The sequence below is a fragment of the Microbispora bryophytorum genome, from assembly GCF_043197435.1.
Classification (GTDB): Bacteria; Actinomycetota; Actinomycetes; order Streptosporangiales; family Streptosporangiaceae; genus Microbispora; species Microbispora bryophytorum.
Genome location: NZ_JBICTF010000004.1, coordinates 240,275 through 254,194, shown reverse-complemented (window position 1 = coordinate 254,194; position 13,920 = coordinate 240,275). Strand labels below are relative to the sequence as shown.

Sequence of the window (13,920 nt, the reverse complement as noted above, 5' to 3'; positions counted from 1 at the left end):
CCGGCTCATGCCGCCCTCGACGGGCGGCACGAGCCGGTGGTGCCGCTGCTGAAAGACCGGCGATCAGTACTGCTCGGTCTCGATGAACCCGCCGTCCTCGTCGTCGTACCCGCCACCGGCGACGGCGGAGGGGTCGAACCCGGGCGGGGAGTCCTTGAGAGCCAGACCCATCTCGTGCAGCTTCTGCTTGACCTCTTCGATCGACTTGGCGCCGAAGTTGCGGATGTCCAGCAGGTCCTGCTCGCTGCGGGCGACGAGCTCACCCACGGTGTGGATGCCCTCGCGCTTGAGGCAGTTGTACGAACGGACGGTGAGGTTGAGCTCCTCGATCGGCAGCGCCAGGTCGGCCGCGAGAGCCGCGTCCGTCGGCGACGGGCCGATGTCGATGCCCTCGGCCTCGACGTTGAGCTCGCGGGCCAGGCCGAACAGCTCGACCAGGGTCTTGCCGGCCGAGGCCACCGCGTCGCGGGGCTTCATGGACGGTTTGGTCTCGACGTCGAGGATCAGGCGGTCGAAGTCCGTGCGCTGCTCGACACGGGTGGCCTCGACCTTGTAGGTGACCTTGAGCACCGGAGAGTAGATCGAGTCGATCGGAATCCGGCCGATCTCCTGACCCGGCTGCTTGTTCTGAGCGGCGGAGACATAGCCGCGACCGCGCTCGACGGTCAGCTCCATCTCCAGCTTCGCCTTGCCGTTCAGCGTGGCGATGTGCAGGTCGGGGTTGTGCACCTCGACACCCGCGGGAGGCGCGATGTCGGCCGCGGTGACCTCACCCGGGCCCTGCTTGCGCAGGTACATCACCACGGGCTCGTCGTGCTCGGAGGAGACGACCAGCGACTTGAGGTTCAGGATGATGTCGGTGACGTCTTCCTTGACCCCGGGCACGGTCGAGAACTCGTGGAGCACGCCCTCGATGCGGATGCTGGTGACCGCCGCCCCCGGGATGGAGGACAGCAGCGTCCGCCGCAGCGAGTTGCCGATGGTGTAACCGAAGCCCGGCTCGAGCGGCTCGATGATGAACCTGGACCGGTGCTCCTCGAGCGACTCCTCCTGGAGGCTCGGGCGCTGTGCGATGAGCATCTGGATCTCCTGGATCCGGGACGGCCCCGTCACGGTGGACGAGGAGCCCCTGGGTTACGGCGACGCCCGCTATTTGACGCCGCTCGCCTACAACCATGATGCCGTACGGCCGGAGTGTACCGGCCGTACGGCGTCATGAAACTGCCGGGGCCCTACTACTTGGAGTAGAGCTCGACGATCAGCTGCTCCTGGACCAGCGTGTCGATCTGCTGGCGGACCGGGAGCTGGTGCACGAGGATCCGCATGTTCTCGGTCGAGGAGCCCAGCCAGGCCGGGACGGTCTTGTCGCCGGCGCTCGCGCGGGCCACCTCGTACGGGAGCAGGTTGCGCGACTTCTCGCGGACCTCGATGATGTCGTGCTCGCGCACGCGGTACGACGGGATGTCGACCTTCTTGCCGTTCACGATGAAGTGGCCGTGGCGCACCTGCTGGCGGGCCGCGTCACGCGACTCGGCGAAGCCGGCGCGGTAGACCACGTTGTCGAGACGGCTCTCCAGGATCTGGAGGAGGTTCTCACCCGTCTTGCCACCCTTGCGGTTGGCTTCCTCGTAGTAGTTGTGGAACTGCTTCTCGAGGACGCCGTAGATCCGACGGGTCTTCTGCTTCTCACGAAGCTGGAGCTGGTACTCCGACTCCTTCGGACGGCCACGGCCGTGCTCACCCGGCGGGTACGGGCGGATCTCGATGGGGCACTTGGCGGACTCGCACTTCTTACCCTTGAGGAAGAGCTTGGTCTTCTCACGGCGGCAGAGCTTGCAGTCCGGACCCGTGTAACGAGCCATTTCTTTCTACTCTCCTGAGCTCAGACGCGACGGCGCTTGGGCGGACGGCAGCCGTTGTGCGGGACCGGGGTCACGTCCTGGATGGACCCGACCTCGAGACCGGTCGCCTGAAGCGAACGGATCGCGGTCTCACGGCCGGAGCCGGGGCCCTTGACGAAGACATCGACCTTGCGCATGCCGTGCTCCATGGCACGGCGAGCGGCGTTCTCGGCAGCCATCTGTGCGGCGAACGGGGTGGACTTACGAGAGCCCTTGAACCCGACGTGGCCGGCGCTGGCCCAGGAGATCACGTTCCCGTTCGGGTCGGTGATCGAAACGATGGTGTTGTTGAACGTGCTCTTGATGTGGGCGTGCCCGTGAGCGACGTTCTTCTTTTCCTTGCGGCGCACCTTCTTCGGTGCGCCCTGGCGGCTCTTCGGCGGCATTGAAGCGCTAACTCCTGGAAATGTGGCTGCTAAGGACTACTTCTTGCCCGGCTTCTTCTTACCGGCGACGGTCTTCTTCTTACCCTTGCGGGTGCGCGCGTTCGTCTGCGTCCGCTGACCGTGGACAGGCAGCCCCTTGCGGTGCCGGATGCCCTGGTAGCAGCCGATTTCGATCTTGCGTCGGATGTCGGCCTGAACCTCGCGGCGCAGGTCACCCTCGATCTTGTAGTTCGCCTCGATGTAGTCACGCATCGGAACGAGCTCGGCGTCCGTGAGCTGGTGGACGCGCATGTCGGGGCTGATGCCGGTCGCGTCAAGGATTTCCTTGGCGCGGGTGCGGCCGATTCCGAAAATGTAGGTGAGAGCGATCTCCAGCCGCTTGTCGCGGGGGAGGTCGACGCCAACCAGGCGGGCCATGGTCGGGCATTCTCCTTCAGTGTGGCGGAGGTCTAACGCCACACTTCCCCTCCCATGCCCGGGCGAGGGCCCCGGCCTCCGACCGGGGGTCTCCCGCGTGGTACGGACTCCTCGCGGAGACCGCCTGCGCGGGTGTGTGGCGCGATTTCGTTGTTCCGGCCCGTTCGCTGGCCGAGCCCGCCGCAGGGGCGGACTCAGCCGGGGCCCGGTGGCGACGTACTGAGAGCTGTGCTCAGCCCTGACGCTGCTTGTGGCGCAGGTTGTCGCAGATCACCATGACGCGACCGTGCCGGCGAATCACCTTGCACTTGTCGCAGATCTTCTTGACGCTCGGCTTGACCTTCATAGTCCTTATTCGTTCCGCATACGGCCCGTCCCGCTGACGGGGGGGCTACTTGTACCGGTAGACGATCCGCCCACGACTCAAGTCGTAGGGGCTCAACTCCACGACAACCCGGTCGTCGGGCAGGATCCTGATGTAATGCATCCGCATCCGCCCGCTGATGTGGGCCAGGACCTTGTGACCGTTGTCGAGCTGCACCCTGAACATGGCGTTCGGGAGCGACTCAATAACAGTGCCCTCAATCTCGATGGCGCCGTCTTTCTTGGCCATGGCCCTCGCGTTTCAGTGATCGGATCGTCTGAGGCTTCGGAACACTAAGCAGCCGCGACCTTCGGGCGCTTCCAGAGAGCAGCGACCAGCCAGGCCGCCTAGGCGCAAAGGTCATAGTGAACCGACAAAGGAGTGTACGGCAACCCGGGCCGAATTGCGAAACAACGGCAGGGGTCCCGACACAACCAGATCACAGAGTACCCCCGGAGGGGGCCGCCCGCCAATTCGGCGCCGGCCCGTTCCTTCGGGGCGTCGCGGGGACGCCGCCGCACCCGCCCGCCCGGCACCGCCGAAATGCCGGCGCGGGTGGGTGCGGCCCGATCACCGCGGGGACGCGGCCCGAGAGGGACCGCACATCGCGACACCGGTCGTCTACCCGCCCGCGGCTCCCGCGACGGCGGCCCTACGGCAAAGAACGCTCAGGTGTCGCGCCGGGACTGTCCGCCCCTGTCGGAGACCGTCTTGATGAGGAGGATGACGCCCCAGGGGCCCATGACCCACATCGGCCACGGAGGAATGGGATGGTCCGAGGCGACCATGGACAGGAACCAGATCATCCAGCTCACGGCGCTGGCGGCCGCCCAGGCGGACCATGCGCTCTTGACGCTGCCCTGCGCCTTCCCGTCACGCCGGGCGGGGCCCGGCCGCCCCACGGGCTCGACGGCAGCCGGCAGCCGGTGCAGGTCGATCGCGGGCAGGTCGGAGGTGAGCGTGGCGAGTTCCCCGTACGTACGGCTCTGGTACACCTGCTCAAGCCGCTCATTGAACTCGTCGATGGTGAGCCTGCCCTCGGCCACGTGCTCGCGCAGTGCCGCGGCGACCCGGTCACGATCGCCGTCGGAGGCCCGCATCTCCGGCGCTGCCGCCATCACCATCTCCCGGTCATTTGAGCGATACGACCATTATTGTTCACGCGCCGCCGGAACGGGCGTCAGGTTCAGGAGACGCTCTCCCCCTGGCCCGCGCCCACACCGGGGAAACGGGAGGCTCCGCCGTCGAGCGCCGTGAGAACGAGGGGGCCGTTCTCCGTCACCGCGACGCTGTGCTCGAAATGGGCGGAGGCGCGGCCGTCGACCGTCACGACCGTCCAGTCGTCGGCCAGCACCTTGGTCCGGTCCGTGCCGAGGTTCACCATCGGCTCGATCGCCAGGCACATGCCGGCCTCGAAGCGGGGGCCGCGCCCCGGCCGGCCGTGGTTGGCCACCCACGGATCCATGTGCATCTCGGTGCCGATGCCGTGGCCGCCGTACTCCTGGGGGATGCCGTAACGGCCCTGGGAACGCACGTACTGCTCGACCTGGTGGCCAATGTCGGACAGGTGCCCGCCCACCCGCAGGGCGCCGATGCCCCGCCACATGGCCTCCTCGGTCACCCGCATGAGCTCGGTCAGCGCCGGGTCGACCTCGCCGATCCCGACGGTGATCGCCGAGTCGCCGTGCCACCCGTCGAGGATCGCGCCGCAGTCGATCGAGATGATGTCGCCCTCGCGGAGCGGGCGGCTGTCGGTGGGGATGCCGTGGACGACCTCGTCGTTCACGGAGGCGCAGATCGTGGCGGGGAAGCCCTGGTAGCCCTTGAACGACGGGATCGCGCCCTCGCCCCGGATGGCCTCTTCGGCGATGGCGTCGAGGTCGAGCGGCGTCATCCCGGCCCGGACCGACGTCCGGAGCAGTTCCAGTGTGCGGGCGACGACCAGGCCGGCCGCACGCATCTTCTCCAACTGCTCGGCGCTCTTGATCTGGATTCCGTGCCGATTCTTCTTGAACACGTAACGCACCCCCTCCCGAAATTGTCCCATATAAGCGTGAACGCCACCCCATGGACTGGAGTGGCGTTCCCGGCTGCGGTAATGAATCAGTCGGCGAACCGCCGCAGCGCCGACATCGACCGCTGGGTGATCTCCTCGACCGGCCCGGTCGCGTCGACCCCCTGCAGGATTCCCTCGTCGGCGTAGAACGAGATCAGCGGCGCCGTCTGCTCCTGATAGACCTCCAGGCGCCGCCTGATGGTCTCCTCACGGTCGTCGTCCCGCTGGAAGAGCTCCCCGCCGCAGGCGTCGCAGACGCCCTCCACGGTGGGCGGATCGAACACGACATGCCACACCTTGCCGCAGGAACGGCACGTACGGCGGCCCGCCAGGCGGCGCACGACCTCGTCGTCCTCGACGACCAGATTGAGCACCACGTCGAGCCCCGTGCCGAACTCGGCCAGCATCTTCTTGAGGACCTCGGCCTGCGGCACGTTGCGGGGGAAGCCGTCCAGGAGGAAGCCCTCCTGCGCGTCGTCCTCCGACAGCCGGTCGCGGACCATGGCCACGGTCACCTCGTCGGGAACGAGGTCACCGCGATCCATGTACTCCTTGGCGAGCTTGCCGAGCTCCGTGCCGCCAGAGACGTTGGCACGGAAGATGTCGCCTGTCGAGATTTTCGGGATCGACAGGTGCGAAGCGATGAACTGGGCCTGCGTCCCCTTACCCGCTCCGGGGGGCCCTACCAGGACGACGCGCACTATCTCAGGAAGCCCTCGTAGTTGCGCTGCTGAAGCTGGCTCTCGATCTGCTTGACCGTGTCCAGACCAACACCAACCATGATCAGAATGCTGGTCCCTCCGAACGGGAAGTTCTGGCTCGCTCCGGCCACCGCCAGCGCGATGATCGGGATGAGCGAGATCACACCCAGATACGGAGCGCCCGCGGCCGTGAGCCTGTTGAGCACGAAGCTCAGATACTCAGCGGTCGGCCGGCCCGGACGGATGCCCGGGATGAACCCACCGTACTTCTTCATGTTGTCAGCCACTTCAGGGGGGTTGAAAGTGATGGACACGTAGAAGTACGTGAAGAAGACGATCAGCAGGAAGAACGTGGCCATGTAGATCGGGTGGTCACCCCTGATCATGTTCTGCGCCAGCCACTCGACGACCACGTTGGGCTTCTGGCTGTTGCCGAACAGCGTGACCAGAAGCTGCGGCAGGTACAGCAGCGACGAGGCGAAGATGACCGGGATGATGCCGGCCTGGTTGACCTTGAGCGGGATGTAGGTCGAGGTGCCGCCGTACATCCGGCGGCCGACCATCCGCTTGGCGTACTGCACCGGGATGCGGCGCTGCGCCTGCTCGATGAACACCACGACGCCGATCATCACGACGCCGACCACCATCACGACGACGAACTTGAACGGGCTCTGCCGGTAGATGTTCACGAGCTCCGACGGGAACACCGCGATGACCTGAGTGAAGATCAGGATCGACATGCCGTTGCCGACGCCGCGGTCGGTCACCAGCTCACCCAGCCACATGATCACGGCGGTTCCGGCGGTCATCGTGATGACCATGGTGATCAGTGGGAAGACGTCCTGGCTGAGCAGGATCTCCTGGTTACAGTTCTGGAAGAGCTGCCCGCTGCGGGCCAGCGCGACGAACGCGGTGGACTGCAGCACCGCCAGCCCGATGGTCAGGTAACGGGTGTACTGCGTGATCTTCGCCGTCCCCGCCTGGCCCTCCTTCTTGAGGGCCTCGAGCCGGGGAATCACCACCGTCAGCAGCTGCAGGATGATGCTCGCGGTGATGTACGGCATGATGCCGAGCGCGAACACTGAAAGTTTCAACAGGGCGCCGCCGCTGAAGAGCTGCACCATCCCGTAGATGTTGGCAGCGTCTCCCGCCTGGGCCTGCTCCAGACACAGGGCCACGTTCTTGGCGTTGACTCCCGGAGTGGGAAGCACCGAACCAAGACGGAACAGCACAATGATGGCCAGTGTGAAGAGCAGCTTATTGCGCAGGTCAGGCGTTCGGAACGCCCGGGTAAACGCGGTCAGCACGGTCCCTCCTGCGCGCCAGTGACGCGGTAACGGTCGGCGATGGTCCGCAAGGCGTCCATCGACATGTCTTTCTGCCAGAGTGCTTGGTCGAACACGGGTGGAGTCCCGTGCCAGGCGAACTCTAACGCACTACGGGCGCGGAGGCTCATAACGAACCTCCGCGCCTCGTGCAGCGTCATGCCTACAGCTCGGAAACCGAGCCACCGGCCGCGGCGATCTTCTCCTTCGCGCTGGCGGAGAAGGCGTGCGCCTGCACGTTCAGCGCCACGGAGATCTCGCCGGTGCCCAGCACCTTGACGGGCTGGTTCTTGCGGACCGCACCCTTGGCCACCAGGTCGTCGAGCGTGACGTCGCCGCCCTGGGGGAACAGCTCCCCGAGCCTGTCCAGGTTGACGACCTGGTAGGTCGTCTTGAACAGGGCGTTGGAGAAGCCCTTCAGCTTCGGCAGCCGCCGCTGGAGCGGGACCTGGCCACCCTCGAAGCCCGGCATCACCGACGTACGGGCCCGGGTGCCCTTGGTGCCACGACCGGCCGACTTGCCCTTGGAGCCCTCGCCGCGGCCCTTGCGGGTCTTGGCCTTGTTGGCGCCGGGAGCCGGACGGAGGTCATGGATCTTGAGCGGAGCGTTCTCGGTCATGACTAGTCGACCTCCTCAACATCGACGAGGTGCGACACCTTGGCGACCATGCCCCGGATCTCCGGGCGGTCCTCCTTGACGACGACGTCGCCGATTCGCTTCAGACCCAGCGAGCGCAGCGAGTCACGCTGGTTCTGCTGCCCACCGATCTTGGACCGGGTCTGCGTGATCTTCAGCCGAGCCACCGTCAGCTCACCGCCTTCGCGGCCGCCGCGGCCTCGGCCAGACCCTCGGCGCGAGCCTTGAGCATCGCCTTGGGCGCGACATCCTCGATCGGCAGGCCACGGCGGGCGGCGATCTCCTCGGGGCGGCTGAGGCCCTTCAGAGCCGCCACAGTGGCGTGCACGATGTTGATCGGGTTGTCCGAGCCGAGCGACTTGGACAGCACGTCATGGATCCCGGCGCACTCCAGGACCGCGCGAACCGGGCCACCCGCGATGACGCCCGTACCGGGCGAGGCCGGACGCAGGAGGACGACGCCGGCGGCTTCCTCGCCCTGCACCGGGTGCGGGATGGTGCCCTGGATCCGCGGGACCTTGAAGAAGTGCTTCTTGGCCTCCTCGACGCCCTTGGCGATCGCCGCGGGCACCTCCTTGGCCTTGCCGTAGCCGACCCCGACGAGACCGTTGCCGTCGCCGACGATGACCAGCGCGGTGAAGCTGAAGCGCCGACCACCCTGAACGACCTTGGCCACTCGGTTGATCTTTACGACGCGCTCGATATACGAGACGCCCTTGTCTGCGGCGCCACCGCGGCGGTCATCACGACGGTCACGCCGCTCGCCACCGCCGCCGGCACCGCGACGCGGAGCTGCAGCCATCAGTGGTTCCTCTTCTCGTTGCTCTTGGGACGGGTCGCCGGTCGCGACCCATGGACCGGAGCCATCAGAACTCCAGCCCGCCTTCACGGGCGCTGTCCGCGAGAGCGGCGATGCGCCCCGCGTAGCGGTTGCCACCGCGGTCGAACACGACAGCGGTGATCCCGGCGGTCTTGGCCCGCTGAGCGAGAAGCTCGCCGACCTTCTTCGCCTTCTCGGTCTTGTCACCCTCGCCGCCACGCAGCGAGACGTCCATCGTGGACGCGCTCACCAGCGTGTGGCCCTGAGTGTCGTCGACGATCTGCACGAACAGGTGACGCGTGGACCGGTTGACGACCAGGCGCGGACGCTCGGACGTGCCGAAGACGTTCTTGCGGACTCGGCGGTGCCGGCGGGCCCGGGAGACCGTGCGGGCGGCCGTGTGCTTGCCGAACGCAGTCTTTCCAGCCATGCCTACTTACCAGCCTTTCCGACCTTGCGGCGGACAACCTCGCCCTGGTAGCGCACGCCCTTGCCCTTATACGGGTCCGGCTTGCGCAGCTTCCTGATGTTGGCGGCGACCTCGCCGACCCTCTGCTTGTCGACACCGTCCACGTGGAACAGCGTCGGCCTCTCGACGCGGAAGCTGACACCCTCGGGAGCCTTGACGATCACCGGGTGACTGAAGCCCAGCGAGAACTCCAGCTCCGTCGGGCCCTTGGCCTGGACGCGGTAACCGACGCCGACGATCTCGAGCGTCTTCGTGTAGCCCTGCGTTACGCCCGCCACCATGTTGGCGATGAGCGTGCGAGACAGGCCGTGCAGCGCACGAACCTTGTTCTCGTCGTTCGGGCGGGTGACGGCGATGGTGCCGTCCTCGCCGCGCGAGACCTCGATGGGCTCGGCGACCGTGTGAGTGAGCGTGCCCTTGGGCCCCTTGACCTGGACTTCCCGGCCGTCGATCGTGATGTCGACACCCGCGGGTACGGGGATGGGCAGCCGTCCGATACGCGACATGCTGAGTGCCTCCCCTCGTTACCAGACGTAGGCGAGGACTTCCCCGCCCACTCCACGCTTGCTCGCCTGCCGGTCGGTCATGAGGCCGCCGGACGTCGAGATGATCGCGACGCCCAGACCGCCAAGAACGCGGGGCAGGTTGTCCTTCTTTGCATAAACCCGCAGACCGGGCTTCGACACCCGGCGCAGTCCTGCGATGGCGCGCTCGCGGCTGGGGCCGAACTTCAGCTCCATCACGAGGTTCTTGCCAACCTTCGCGTCCTCGACGCTCCAGCCCTGGATGTAGCCCTCCTGCTGGAGGATCTCCGCGATGTGTGCCTTGATCTTGGAGTAAGGCATGCTCACGGTGTCGTGATAGGCCGAGTTCGCGTTACGCAGACGCGTCAGCATGTCTGCGATCGGGTCGGTCATCGTCATGGCCGGTGGCCTTCCTCACCGCGGTTTCCCGATGGGACCTTCGGTGCGGTCGTGGGCGCTGCGATCAGCGCCCGGTTGATATGACTTCTGTGCGGCTGGCCCGCGGCGGGCTTACCAGCTCGACTTCGTGATGCCGGGCAGCTCGCCCCGGTGCGCCATCTCGCGGAAGCACACGCGGCACAGGCCGAACTTGCGGTAGACAGCGCGGGGACGGCCGCAGCGGGAGCACCGAGTGTACGCCCGGACCTCGAACTTCTGCTTGCGCGCTGCCTTGACCTTCAGCGACGTCTTCGCCATGATCAGGCCTCCTTGAAGGGGAAACCGAGGAGCTTCAGCAGCGCCCGGCCCTGCTCGTCGTTCTTCGCGGTGGTCACGACCGTGATGTCCATGCCCCGCTGCCGGTCCACCCTGTCCTGGTCGACCTCGTGGAACATGACCTGCTCGGTGAGGCCGAAGGTGTAGTTGCCGTTGCCGTCGAACTGCTTCGGCGACAGGCCGCGGAAGTCCCGGATACGCGGCAGCGCCAGCGACAGCAGCCGGTCGAGGAACTCCCACATGCGGTCGCCGCGCAGCGTCACGTGCGCGCCGATCGGCATGCCCTCGCGGAGCTTGAACTGCGCGATGGACTTGCGGGCGCGGGCGACGGCCGGCTTCTGGCCCGTGATGGCGGTCAGGTCGCGCACGGCGCCCTCGATGAGCTTCGAGTCGCGGGCGGCCTCGCCGACACCCATGTTCACCTTGATCTTGGTGACCGTGGGCACCTGCATGATGTTCTCGATGCCGAACTCCTCGCGCAGCTTCGCGATGATTTCCTCGCGGTAGCGCTGCTTGAGGCGCGGAGCGACTCGCCCGGTCTCAGTAGACTCAGTAGTGGTGGTGGTCATCAGCTGTCCTCACCCTCACCCGTCGCCTCGGCGTCGCCCTTGCCGGCGGCCTTCTTCTCGGGCTTCTTCTCGTCATCCTTGAGCTTCTTGACGTTGCTCACGTGGATGGGAGCCTCCATGGTCTGCACGCCGCCTTCCTGGGCGCCACGCGGGCCCTGGTTGGTGACCTTGGAGTGCTTCTTGATCATGTTGACGCCCTCGACCACGACGCGCTCGTCGCTCGGGTAGGCGGCGATGATCCGGCCCTTGGCGCCCTTGTTCTTGCCGGCGATGACCTGGACGAGGTCACCCTTCTTCACGTGCAGCTTCGCCATCACAGCACCTCCGGCGCGAGCGAGATGATGCGCATGAACTTCTTGTCGCGCAGTTCACGGCCCACCGGGCCGAAGATGCGGGTGCCCCGCGGGTCACCGCTGTCCTTGATGATGACCGCGGCGTTCTCGTCGAAGCGGATGTAGGAGCCGTCGGGGCGGCGGCGCTCCTTCACGGTGCGCACCACGACAGCCTTGACAACGTCGCCTTTCTTAACGCCCCCGCCGGGAATGGCGTCCTTCACCGTGCCCACGATGATGTCGCCGATTCCCGCGTAGCGCCGACCCGAGCCGCCGAGCACGCGGATGCAAAGGATTTCCTTGGCACCCGTGTTGTCGGCGACCTTGAGCCGCGACTCCTGCTGGATCACGTCTACTCCTGTGTGTCGTGCCGGTTCTCACCCTCGCGGTGAGCCTGGCCGAACCTGATGTGGTCTTTTTCCCTCGGCGACAGCCGTACGACCGCCGCCGCGGGCGGACGGGACCGATGGTCGGCCCCGCCCCTTGGACACCATCATGGGGGGCGGTCTCCCACCCCCCACGAGGCGCGTCTGTGGTGTTACTTGGCCTTCTCGAGGATCTCGACGACCCGCCACCGCTTGGTGGCCGACAGCGGCCGGGTCTCCATCAGGAGGACACGGTCGCCGACGCCGCAGGCGTTCTGCTCGTCGTGAGCCTTGTACTTGGTCGTACGGCGGATGACCTTGCCGTACAGCGGGTGCTTGACGCGGTCCTCGACGGCGACGACGACGGTCTTGTCCATCTTGTCGCTGACGACCAGGCCCTCACGGGTCTTGCGGTAGTTCCGCTGCGTCTCAGCGGCCGTCTCAGTGGTCGTGGTCTCGGTTGCTTCAGACATCGCTCGGCTCCTTCTCGACCGTGACGATCCCGAGCTCGCGCTCGCGCATCACGGTGTAGATGCGGGCGATCTCGTGGCGGACGGCGCGCAGCCTCCCGTAACTTTCCAGCTGACCCGTCGCCGACTGGAAGCGGAGGTTGAACAGCTCCTCCTTGGCTTCCTTCAGCTTCTGGACCAGCACCTCCTGGTCCTCGACACGCAGCTCCGCGGCGGTCAGACCCTTAGCCATCACGCCTCACCCACTTCACGCTTGACGAAACGGCACTTCATGGGGAGCTTGTGCATCGCGCGGCGCATGGCCTCACGGGCCACGGGCTCGGCGACACCGGACAGCTCGAACATGACACGGCCGGGCTTGACATTGGCGATCCACCACTCCGGAGAACCCTTACCGGAACCCATGCGGGTCTCGGCCGGCTTCTTCGTCAGCGGGCGGTCCGGGAAGATGTTGATCCACACCTTGCCGCCACGGCGGATGTGCCGGGTCATGGCGATACGCGCGGCCTCGATCTGGCGGTTGGTCACGTAGGAGTGCTCAAGCGCCTGAATGCCGAACTCGCCGAAGACGACCCTGGTGCCACCCTTGGCGGCGCCGCTGCGGTCGGGCCGGTGCTGCTTGCGGTGCTTGACCCTGCGCGGGATCAGCATGGTCAGCTCCCTTCAGCACCCGGCTGCTCCGCCGGGCCGGTCTCGGGGGCGGCCTGCGCGGCCGCCTCGGTCCTGGGTGCACGGTCGCCGCGGCCGGCGCCGCCACGACGGGGACGGTCGCCGCCGCCGCGACGGGGACGGTCGCCCGCGCCGCCACCACGACGGTCGTCACGCTCACGACGCTGGCCCGCACGGGCGCCGGCCGCGGCCGCCTCCCGCTCGGAACGGCTGGTCGGAGCCTCGCCCTTGTAGATCCACACCTTCACGCCGATGCGGCCGAAGGTGGTGCGGGCCTCGTAGAAGCCGTAGTCGACGTCCGCGCGGAGCGTGTGCAGGGGCACGCGGCCCTCGCGGTAGAACTCCGAGCGCGACATCTCGGCGCCGCCCAGACGGCCGGAGCACTGGACACGGATGCCCTTGGCCCCGCTCTTCATGGCGGACTGCATGGCCTTACGCATGGCCCGGCGGAACGAGACGCGGCTGGACAGCTGCTCGGCCACGCCCTGCGCGACGAGCTGCGCGTCGATCTCGGGGTTCTTCACCTCGAGGATGTTCAGCTGGACCTGCTTCTTGGTCAGCTTCTCCAGGTCGCCGCGGATGCGGTCGGCCTCCGCGCCGCGACGGCCGATGACGATGCCCGGCCGGGCGGTGTGGATGTCGACCTGGACGCGGTCGGTCGTGCGCTCGATCTCGACCTTGGAGATACCGGCCCGCTCCATGCCCTTCTGCAGCATGCGGCGGATCGACACGTCCTCGGCGACGTACGACTTGTACAGCTTGTCGGCGTACCACCGGCTCTTGAAGTCGGTCGTGATGCCGAGGCGGAACCCGTGCGGGTTAACCTTCTGGCCCACTAGCGGGTCCTTCCCTTCGGCTCGCGGGACTCCACGATCACGGTGATGTGGCTGGTCCGCTTGTTGATCCGATAGGCACGACCCTGGGCGCGCGGGCGAAAACGCTTGAGGGTCGGACCCTCGTCTACCCATGCGCGGCTCACGAAGAGCGTCTCCCGGTCGAGCTTGAAATTGTGCTCAGCGTTCGCGATCGCGCTCGAGAGCACCTTGTAGACGGTCTCGCTCGCCGACTGGGGAGCGAACTGCAGCACGGCCTGCGCCTCCGAAGCGGGCAGCCCGCGAATGAGGTCCACCACACGGCGGGCCTTCCGGGGCGTGTGGCGCGCGTACCGCGCCTGTGCCCTGGCTTCCATCGCTTTCTCCTC

26 protein-coding genes are annotated in these 13,920 nt (G+C 66.9%); 1 reads left to right on the top strand and 25 read right to left on the bottom strand.

Annotated elements, in window-relative coordinates; genetic code table 11:
* Positions 1 to 63 precede the first annotated feature (63 nt).
* Entirely contained in the window at positions 64 to 1,080 is a 1,017-nt protein-coding gene (locus ACGFIB_RS14790) for a DNA-directed RNA polymerase subunit alpha (RefSeq protein ID WP_030508347.1), read from the bottom strand.
* Between ACGFIB_RS14790 and ACGFIB_RS14785 the strand changes: the two genes are divergently transcribed.
* A complete protein-coding gene (locus tag ACGFIB_RS14785) occupies positions 1,073 to 1,219 on the top strand; it encodes a hypothetical protein (RefSeq protein ID WP_357238801.1) in 147 nt (48 codons plus the stop codon). The genes ACGFIB_RS14790 and ACGFIB_RS14785 overlap by 8 nt on opposite strands.
* A gap of 16 nt (positions 1,220 to 1,235) precedes the next feature.
* Here the strand turns inward: ACGFIB_RS14785 and rpsD are convergent, their stop codons facing one another.
* The 24 genes from rpsD to rplV all read right to left on the bottom strand — a co-directional run bounded on the left by rpsD (position 1,236) and on the right by rplV (position 13,908).
* Positions 1,236 to 1,862, bottom strand: coding sequence for a 30S ribosomal protein S4 (rpsD, locus tag ACGFIB_RS14780; protein WP_142569034.1), 627 nt, complete (start codon positions 1,860 to 1,862; stop codon positions 1,236 to 1,238).
* A gap of 20 nt (positions 1,863 to 1,882) precedes the next feature.
* Complete coding sequence (gene rpsK / locus ACGFIB_RS14775) at positions 1,883 to 2,287, bottom strand: 30S ribosomal protein S11 (RefSeq protein WP_020542285.1); 405 nt, start codon at positions 2,285 to 2,287, stop codon at positions 1,883 to 1,885.
* A 36-nt stretch (positions 2,288 to 2,323) separates the two neighbouring features.
* Complete coding sequence (rpsM, locus tag ACGFIB_RS14770) at positions 2,324 to 2,704, bottom strand: 30S ribosomal protein S13 (protein ID WP_142569032.1); 381 nt, start codon at positions 2,702 to 2,704, stop codon at positions 2,324 to 2,326.
* Positions 2,705 to 2,936: 232 nt separating this feature from the next.
* The gene (gene rpmJ / locus ACGFIB_RS14765; protein WP_003956441.1) at positions 2,937 to 3,050 is read right to left on the bottom strand and encodes a 50S ribosomal protein L36; all 114 of its coding nucleotides are present in this window, start codon (positions 3,048 to 3,050) and stop codon (positions 2,937 to 2,939) included.
* 45 nt (positions 3,051 to 3,095) lie between these two features.
* The gene (infA, locus tag ACGFIB_RS14760) at positions 3,096 to 3,317 is read right to left on the bottom strand and encodes a translation initiation factor IF-1 (protein ID WP_030508344.1); all 222 of its coding nucleotides are present in this window, start codon (positions 3,315 to 3,317) and stop codon (positions 3,096 to 3,098) included.
* 419 nt (positions 3,318 to 3,736) lie between these two features.
* Positions 3,737 to 4,186 (bottom strand): DUF1707 SHOCT-like domain-containing protein, encoded by a 450-nt coding sequence (locus tag ACGFIB_RS14755; RefSeq protein ID WP_357238799.1) that lies wholly within the window; start codon positions 4,184 to 4,186, stop codon positions 3,737 to 3,739.
* A gap of 68 nt (positions 4,187 to 4,254) precedes the next feature.
* Entirely contained in the window at positions 4,255 to 5,085 is an 831-nt protein-coding gene (gene map, locus ACGFIB_RS14750) for a type I methionyl aminopeptidase (protein WP_357238798.1), read from the bottom strand.
* Positions 5,086 to 5,171: 86 nt separating this feature from the next.
* Entirely contained in the window at positions 5,172 to 5,825 is a 654-nt protein-coding gene (locus tag ACGFIB_RS14745) for an adenylate kinase (RefSeq protein ID WP_142569025.1), read from the bottom strand.
* Positions 5,825 to 7,132 (bottom strand): preprotein translocase subunit SecY, encoded by a 1,308-nt coding sequence (gene secY / locus ACGFIB_RS14740; protein WP_142569023.1) that lies wholly within the window; start codon positions 7,130 to 7,132, stop codon positions 5,825 to 5,827. Before secY ends, ACGFIB_RS14745 begins: the two co-directional genes overlap by 1 nt.
* A 181-nt stretch (positions 7,133 to 7,313) precedes the next feature.
* Complete coding sequence (rplO, locus tag ACGFIB_RS14735; protein ID WP_142569022.1) at positions 7,314 to 7,769, bottom strand: 50S ribosomal protein L15; 456 nt, start codon at positions 7,767 to 7,769, stop codon at positions 7,314 to 7,316.
* 2 nt (positions 7,770 to 7,771) lie between these two features.
* On the bottom strand, positions 7,772 to 7,954 hold the full coding sequence (gene rpmD, locus ACGFIB_RS14730; protein ID WP_142569020.1) for a 50S ribosomal protein L30: 183 nt from the start codon (positions 7,952 to 7,954) through the stop codon (positions 7,772 to 7,774).
* 2 nt (positions 7,955 to 7,956) lie between these two features.
* Positions 7,957 to 8,589 carry a 30S ribosomal protein S5 gene (gene rpsE, locus ACGFIB_RS14725; protein WP_142569018.1) on the bottom strand — a complete coding sequence of 211 codons (633 nt, stop codon included), beginning with the start codon at positions 8,587 to 8,589 and terminating at the stop codon, positions 7,957 to 7,959.
* 64 nt (positions 8,590 to 8,653) lie between these two features.
* On the bottom strand, positions 8,654 to 9,037 hold the full coding sequence (rplR, locus tag ACGFIB_RS14720) for a 50S ribosomal protein L18 (RefSeq protein ID WP_142569016.1): 384 nt from the start codon (positions 9,035 to 9,037) through the stop codon (positions 8,654 to 8,656).
* A gap of 2 nt (positions 9,038 to 9,039) precedes the next feature.
* On the bottom strand, positions 9,040 to 9,582 hold the full coding sequence (rplF, locus tag ACGFIB_RS14715; protein WP_142569014.1) for a 50S ribosomal protein L6: 543 nt from the start codon (positions 9,580 to 9,582) through the stop codon (positions 9,040 to 9,042).
* A gap of 18 nt (positions 9,583 to 9,600) precedes the next feature.
* Entirely contained in the window at positions 9,601 to 9,999 is a 399-nt protein-coding gene (gene rpsH / locus ACGFIB_RS14710; protein ID WP_030508333.1) for a 30S ribosomal protein S8, read from the bottom strand.
* A gap of 111 nt (positions 10,000 to 10,110) precedes the next feature.
* Complete coding sequence (locus tag ACGFIB_RS14705; protein WP_030451489.1) at positions 10,111 to 10,296, bottom strand: type Z 30S ribosomal protein S14; 186 nt, start codon at positions 10,294 to 10,296, stop codon at positions 10,111 to 10,113.
* A 2-nt stretch (positions 10,297 to 10,298) separates the two neighbouring features.
* Complete coding sequence (gene rplE, locus ACGFIB_RS14700) at positions 10,299 to 10,883, bottom strand: 50S ribosomal protein L5 (RefSeq protein WP_191051499.1); 585 nt, start codon at positions 10,881 to 10,883, stop codon at positions 10,299 to 10,301.
* Positions 10,883 to 11,188, bottom strand: a complete 306-nt coding sequence (rplX, locus tag ACGFIB_RS14695; RefSeq protein WP_167748187.1) for a 50S ribosomal protein L24 — start codon at positions 11,186 to 11,188, stop codon at positions 10,883 to 10,885. Before rplX ends, rplE begins: the two co-directional genes overlap by 1 nt.
* An 8-nt stretch (positions 11,189 to 11,196) precedes the next feature.
* Complete coding sequence (gene rplN / locus ACGFIB_RS14690; RefSeq protein WP_030508330.1) at positions 11,197 to 11,565, bottom strand: 50S ribosomal protein L14; 369 nt, start codon at positions 11,563 to 11,565, stop codon at positions 11,197 to 11,199.
* Positions 11,566 to 11,753: 188 nt separating this feature from the next.
* On the bottom strand, positions 11,754 to 12,053 hold the full coding sequence (gene rpsQ, locus ACGFIB_RS14685; protein WP_142569008.1) for a 30S ribosomal protein S17: 300 nt from the start codon (positions 12,051 to 12,053) through the stop codon (positions 11,754 to 11,756).
* Positions 12,046 to 12,282, bottom strand: coding sequence for a 50S ribosomal protein L29 (gene rpmC / locus ACGFIB_RS14680; protein ID WP_142569006.1), 237 nt, complete (start codon positions 12,280 to 12,282; stop codon positions 12,046 to 12,048). The genes rpsQ and rpmC overlap by 8 nt, the downstream gene beginning before the upstream one ends.
* Positions 12,282 to 12,701: a 50S ribosomal protein L16 gene (gene rplP, locus ACGFIB_RS14675; protein ID WP_030508327.1), complete on the bottom strand. Its 420-nt coding sequence runs from the start codon at positions 12,699 to 12,701 to the stop codon at positions 12,282 to 12,284. Before rplP ends, rpmC begins: the two co-directional genes overlap by 1 nt.
* A gap of 2 nt (positions 12,702 to 12,703) precedes the next feature.
* Positions 12,704 to 13,555: a 30S ribosomal protein S3 gene (rpsC, locus tag ACGFIB_RS14670; RefSeq protein ID WP_142569004.1), complete on the bottom strand. Its 852-nt coding sequence runs from the start codon at positions 13,553 to 13,555 to the stop codon at positions 12,704 to 12,706.
* Positions 13,555 to 13,908, bottom strand: coding sequence for a 50S ribosomal protein L22 (gene rplV / locus ACGFIB_RS14665; RefSeq protein WP_030508325.1), 354 nt, complete (start codon positions 13,906 to 13,908; stop codon positions 13,555 to 13,557). The genes rpsC and rplV overlap by 1 nt, the downstream gene beginning before the upstream one ends.
* Positions 13,909 to 13,920: the final 12 nt, after the last annotated feature.

What these genes read in the sequence shown, in the direction of transcription:
- ACGFIB_RS14785 (WP_357238801.1), top strand. Translation starts at nt 1,073, where the DNA reads ATGAGCATCTGGATCTCCTGGATCCGGGACGGCCCCGTCACGGTGGAC.
- ACGFIB_RS14790 (WP_030508347.1), bottom strand. Translation starts at nt 1,080, where the DNA reads ATGCTCATCGCACAGCGCCCGAGCCTCCAGGAGGAGTCGCTCGAGGAG.
- rpsD (WP_142569034.1), bottom strand. Translation starts at nt 1,862, where the DNA reads ATGGCTCGTTACACGGGTCCGGACTGCAAGCTCTGCCGCCGTGAGAAG.
- rpsK (WP_020542285.1), bottom strand. Translation starts at nt 2,287, where the DNA reads ATGCCGCCGAAGAGCCGCCAGGGCGCACCGAAGAAGGTGCGCCGCAAG.
- rpsM (WP_142569032.1), bottom strand. Translation starts at nt 2,704, where the DNA reads ATGGCCCGCCTGGTTGGCGTCGACCTCCCCCGCGACAAGCGGCTGGAG.
- rpmJ (WP_003956441.1), bottom strand. Translation starts at nt 3,050, where the DNA reads ATGAAGGTCAAGCCGAGCGTCAAGAAGATCTGCGACAAGTGCAAGGTG.
- infA (WP_030508344.1), bottom strand. Translation starts at nt 3,317, where the DNA reads ATGGCCAAGAAAGACGGCGCCATCGAGATTGAGGGCACTGTTATTGAG.
- ACGFIB_RS14755 (WP_357238799.1), bottom strand. Translation starts at nt 4,186, where the DNA reads ATGGCGGCAGCGCCGGAGATGCGGGCCTCCGACGGCGATCGTGACCGG.
- rplO (WP_142569022.1), bottom strand. Translation starts at nt 7,769, where the DNA reads ATGACCGAGAACGCTCCGCTCAAGATCCATGACCTCCGTCCGGCTCCC.
- rpsE (WP_142569018.1), bottom strand. Translation starts at nt 8,589, where the DNA reads ATGGCTGCAGCTCCGCGTCGCGGTGCCGGCGGCGGTGGCGAGCGGCGT.
- rplR (WP_142569016.1), bottom strand. Translation starts at nt 9,037, where the DNA reads ATGGCTGGAAAGACTGCGTTCGGCAAGCACACGGCCGCCCGCACGGTC.
- rplF (WP_142569014.1), bottom strand. Translation starts at nt 9,582, where the DNA reads ATGTCGCGTATCGGACGGCTGCCCATCCCCGTACCCGCGGGTGTCGAC.
- rpsH (WP_030508333.1), bottom strand. Translation starts at nt 9,999, where the DNA reads ATGACGATGACCGACCCGATCGCAGACATGCTGACGCGTCTGCGTAAC.
- ACGFIB_RS14705 (WP_030451489.1), bottom strand. Translation starts at nt 10,296, where the DNA reads ATGGCGAAGACGTCGCTGAAGGTCAAGGCAGCGCGCAAGCAGAAGTTC.
- rplE (WP_191051499.1), bottom strand. Translation starts at nt 10,883, where the DNA reads ATGACCACCACCACTACTGAGTCTACTGAGACCGGGCGAGTCGCTCCG.
- rpsQ (WP_142569008.1), bottom strand. Translation starts at nt 12,053, where the DNA reads ATGTCTGAAGCAACCGAGACCACGACCACTGAGACGGCCGCTGAGACG.
- rpmC (WP_142569006.1), bottom strand. Translation starts at nt 12,282, where the DNA reads ATGGCTAAGGGTCTGACCGCCGCGGAGCTGCGTGTCGAGGACCAGGAG.
- rplP (WP_030508327.1), bottom strand. Translation starts at nt 12,701, where the DNA reads ATGCTGATCCCGCGCAGGGTCAAGCACCGCAAGCAGCACCGGCCCGAC.
- rplV (WP_030508325.1), bottom strand. Translation starts at nt 13,908, where the DNA reads ATGGAAGCCAGGGCACAGGCGCGGTACGCGCGCCACACGCCCCGGAAG.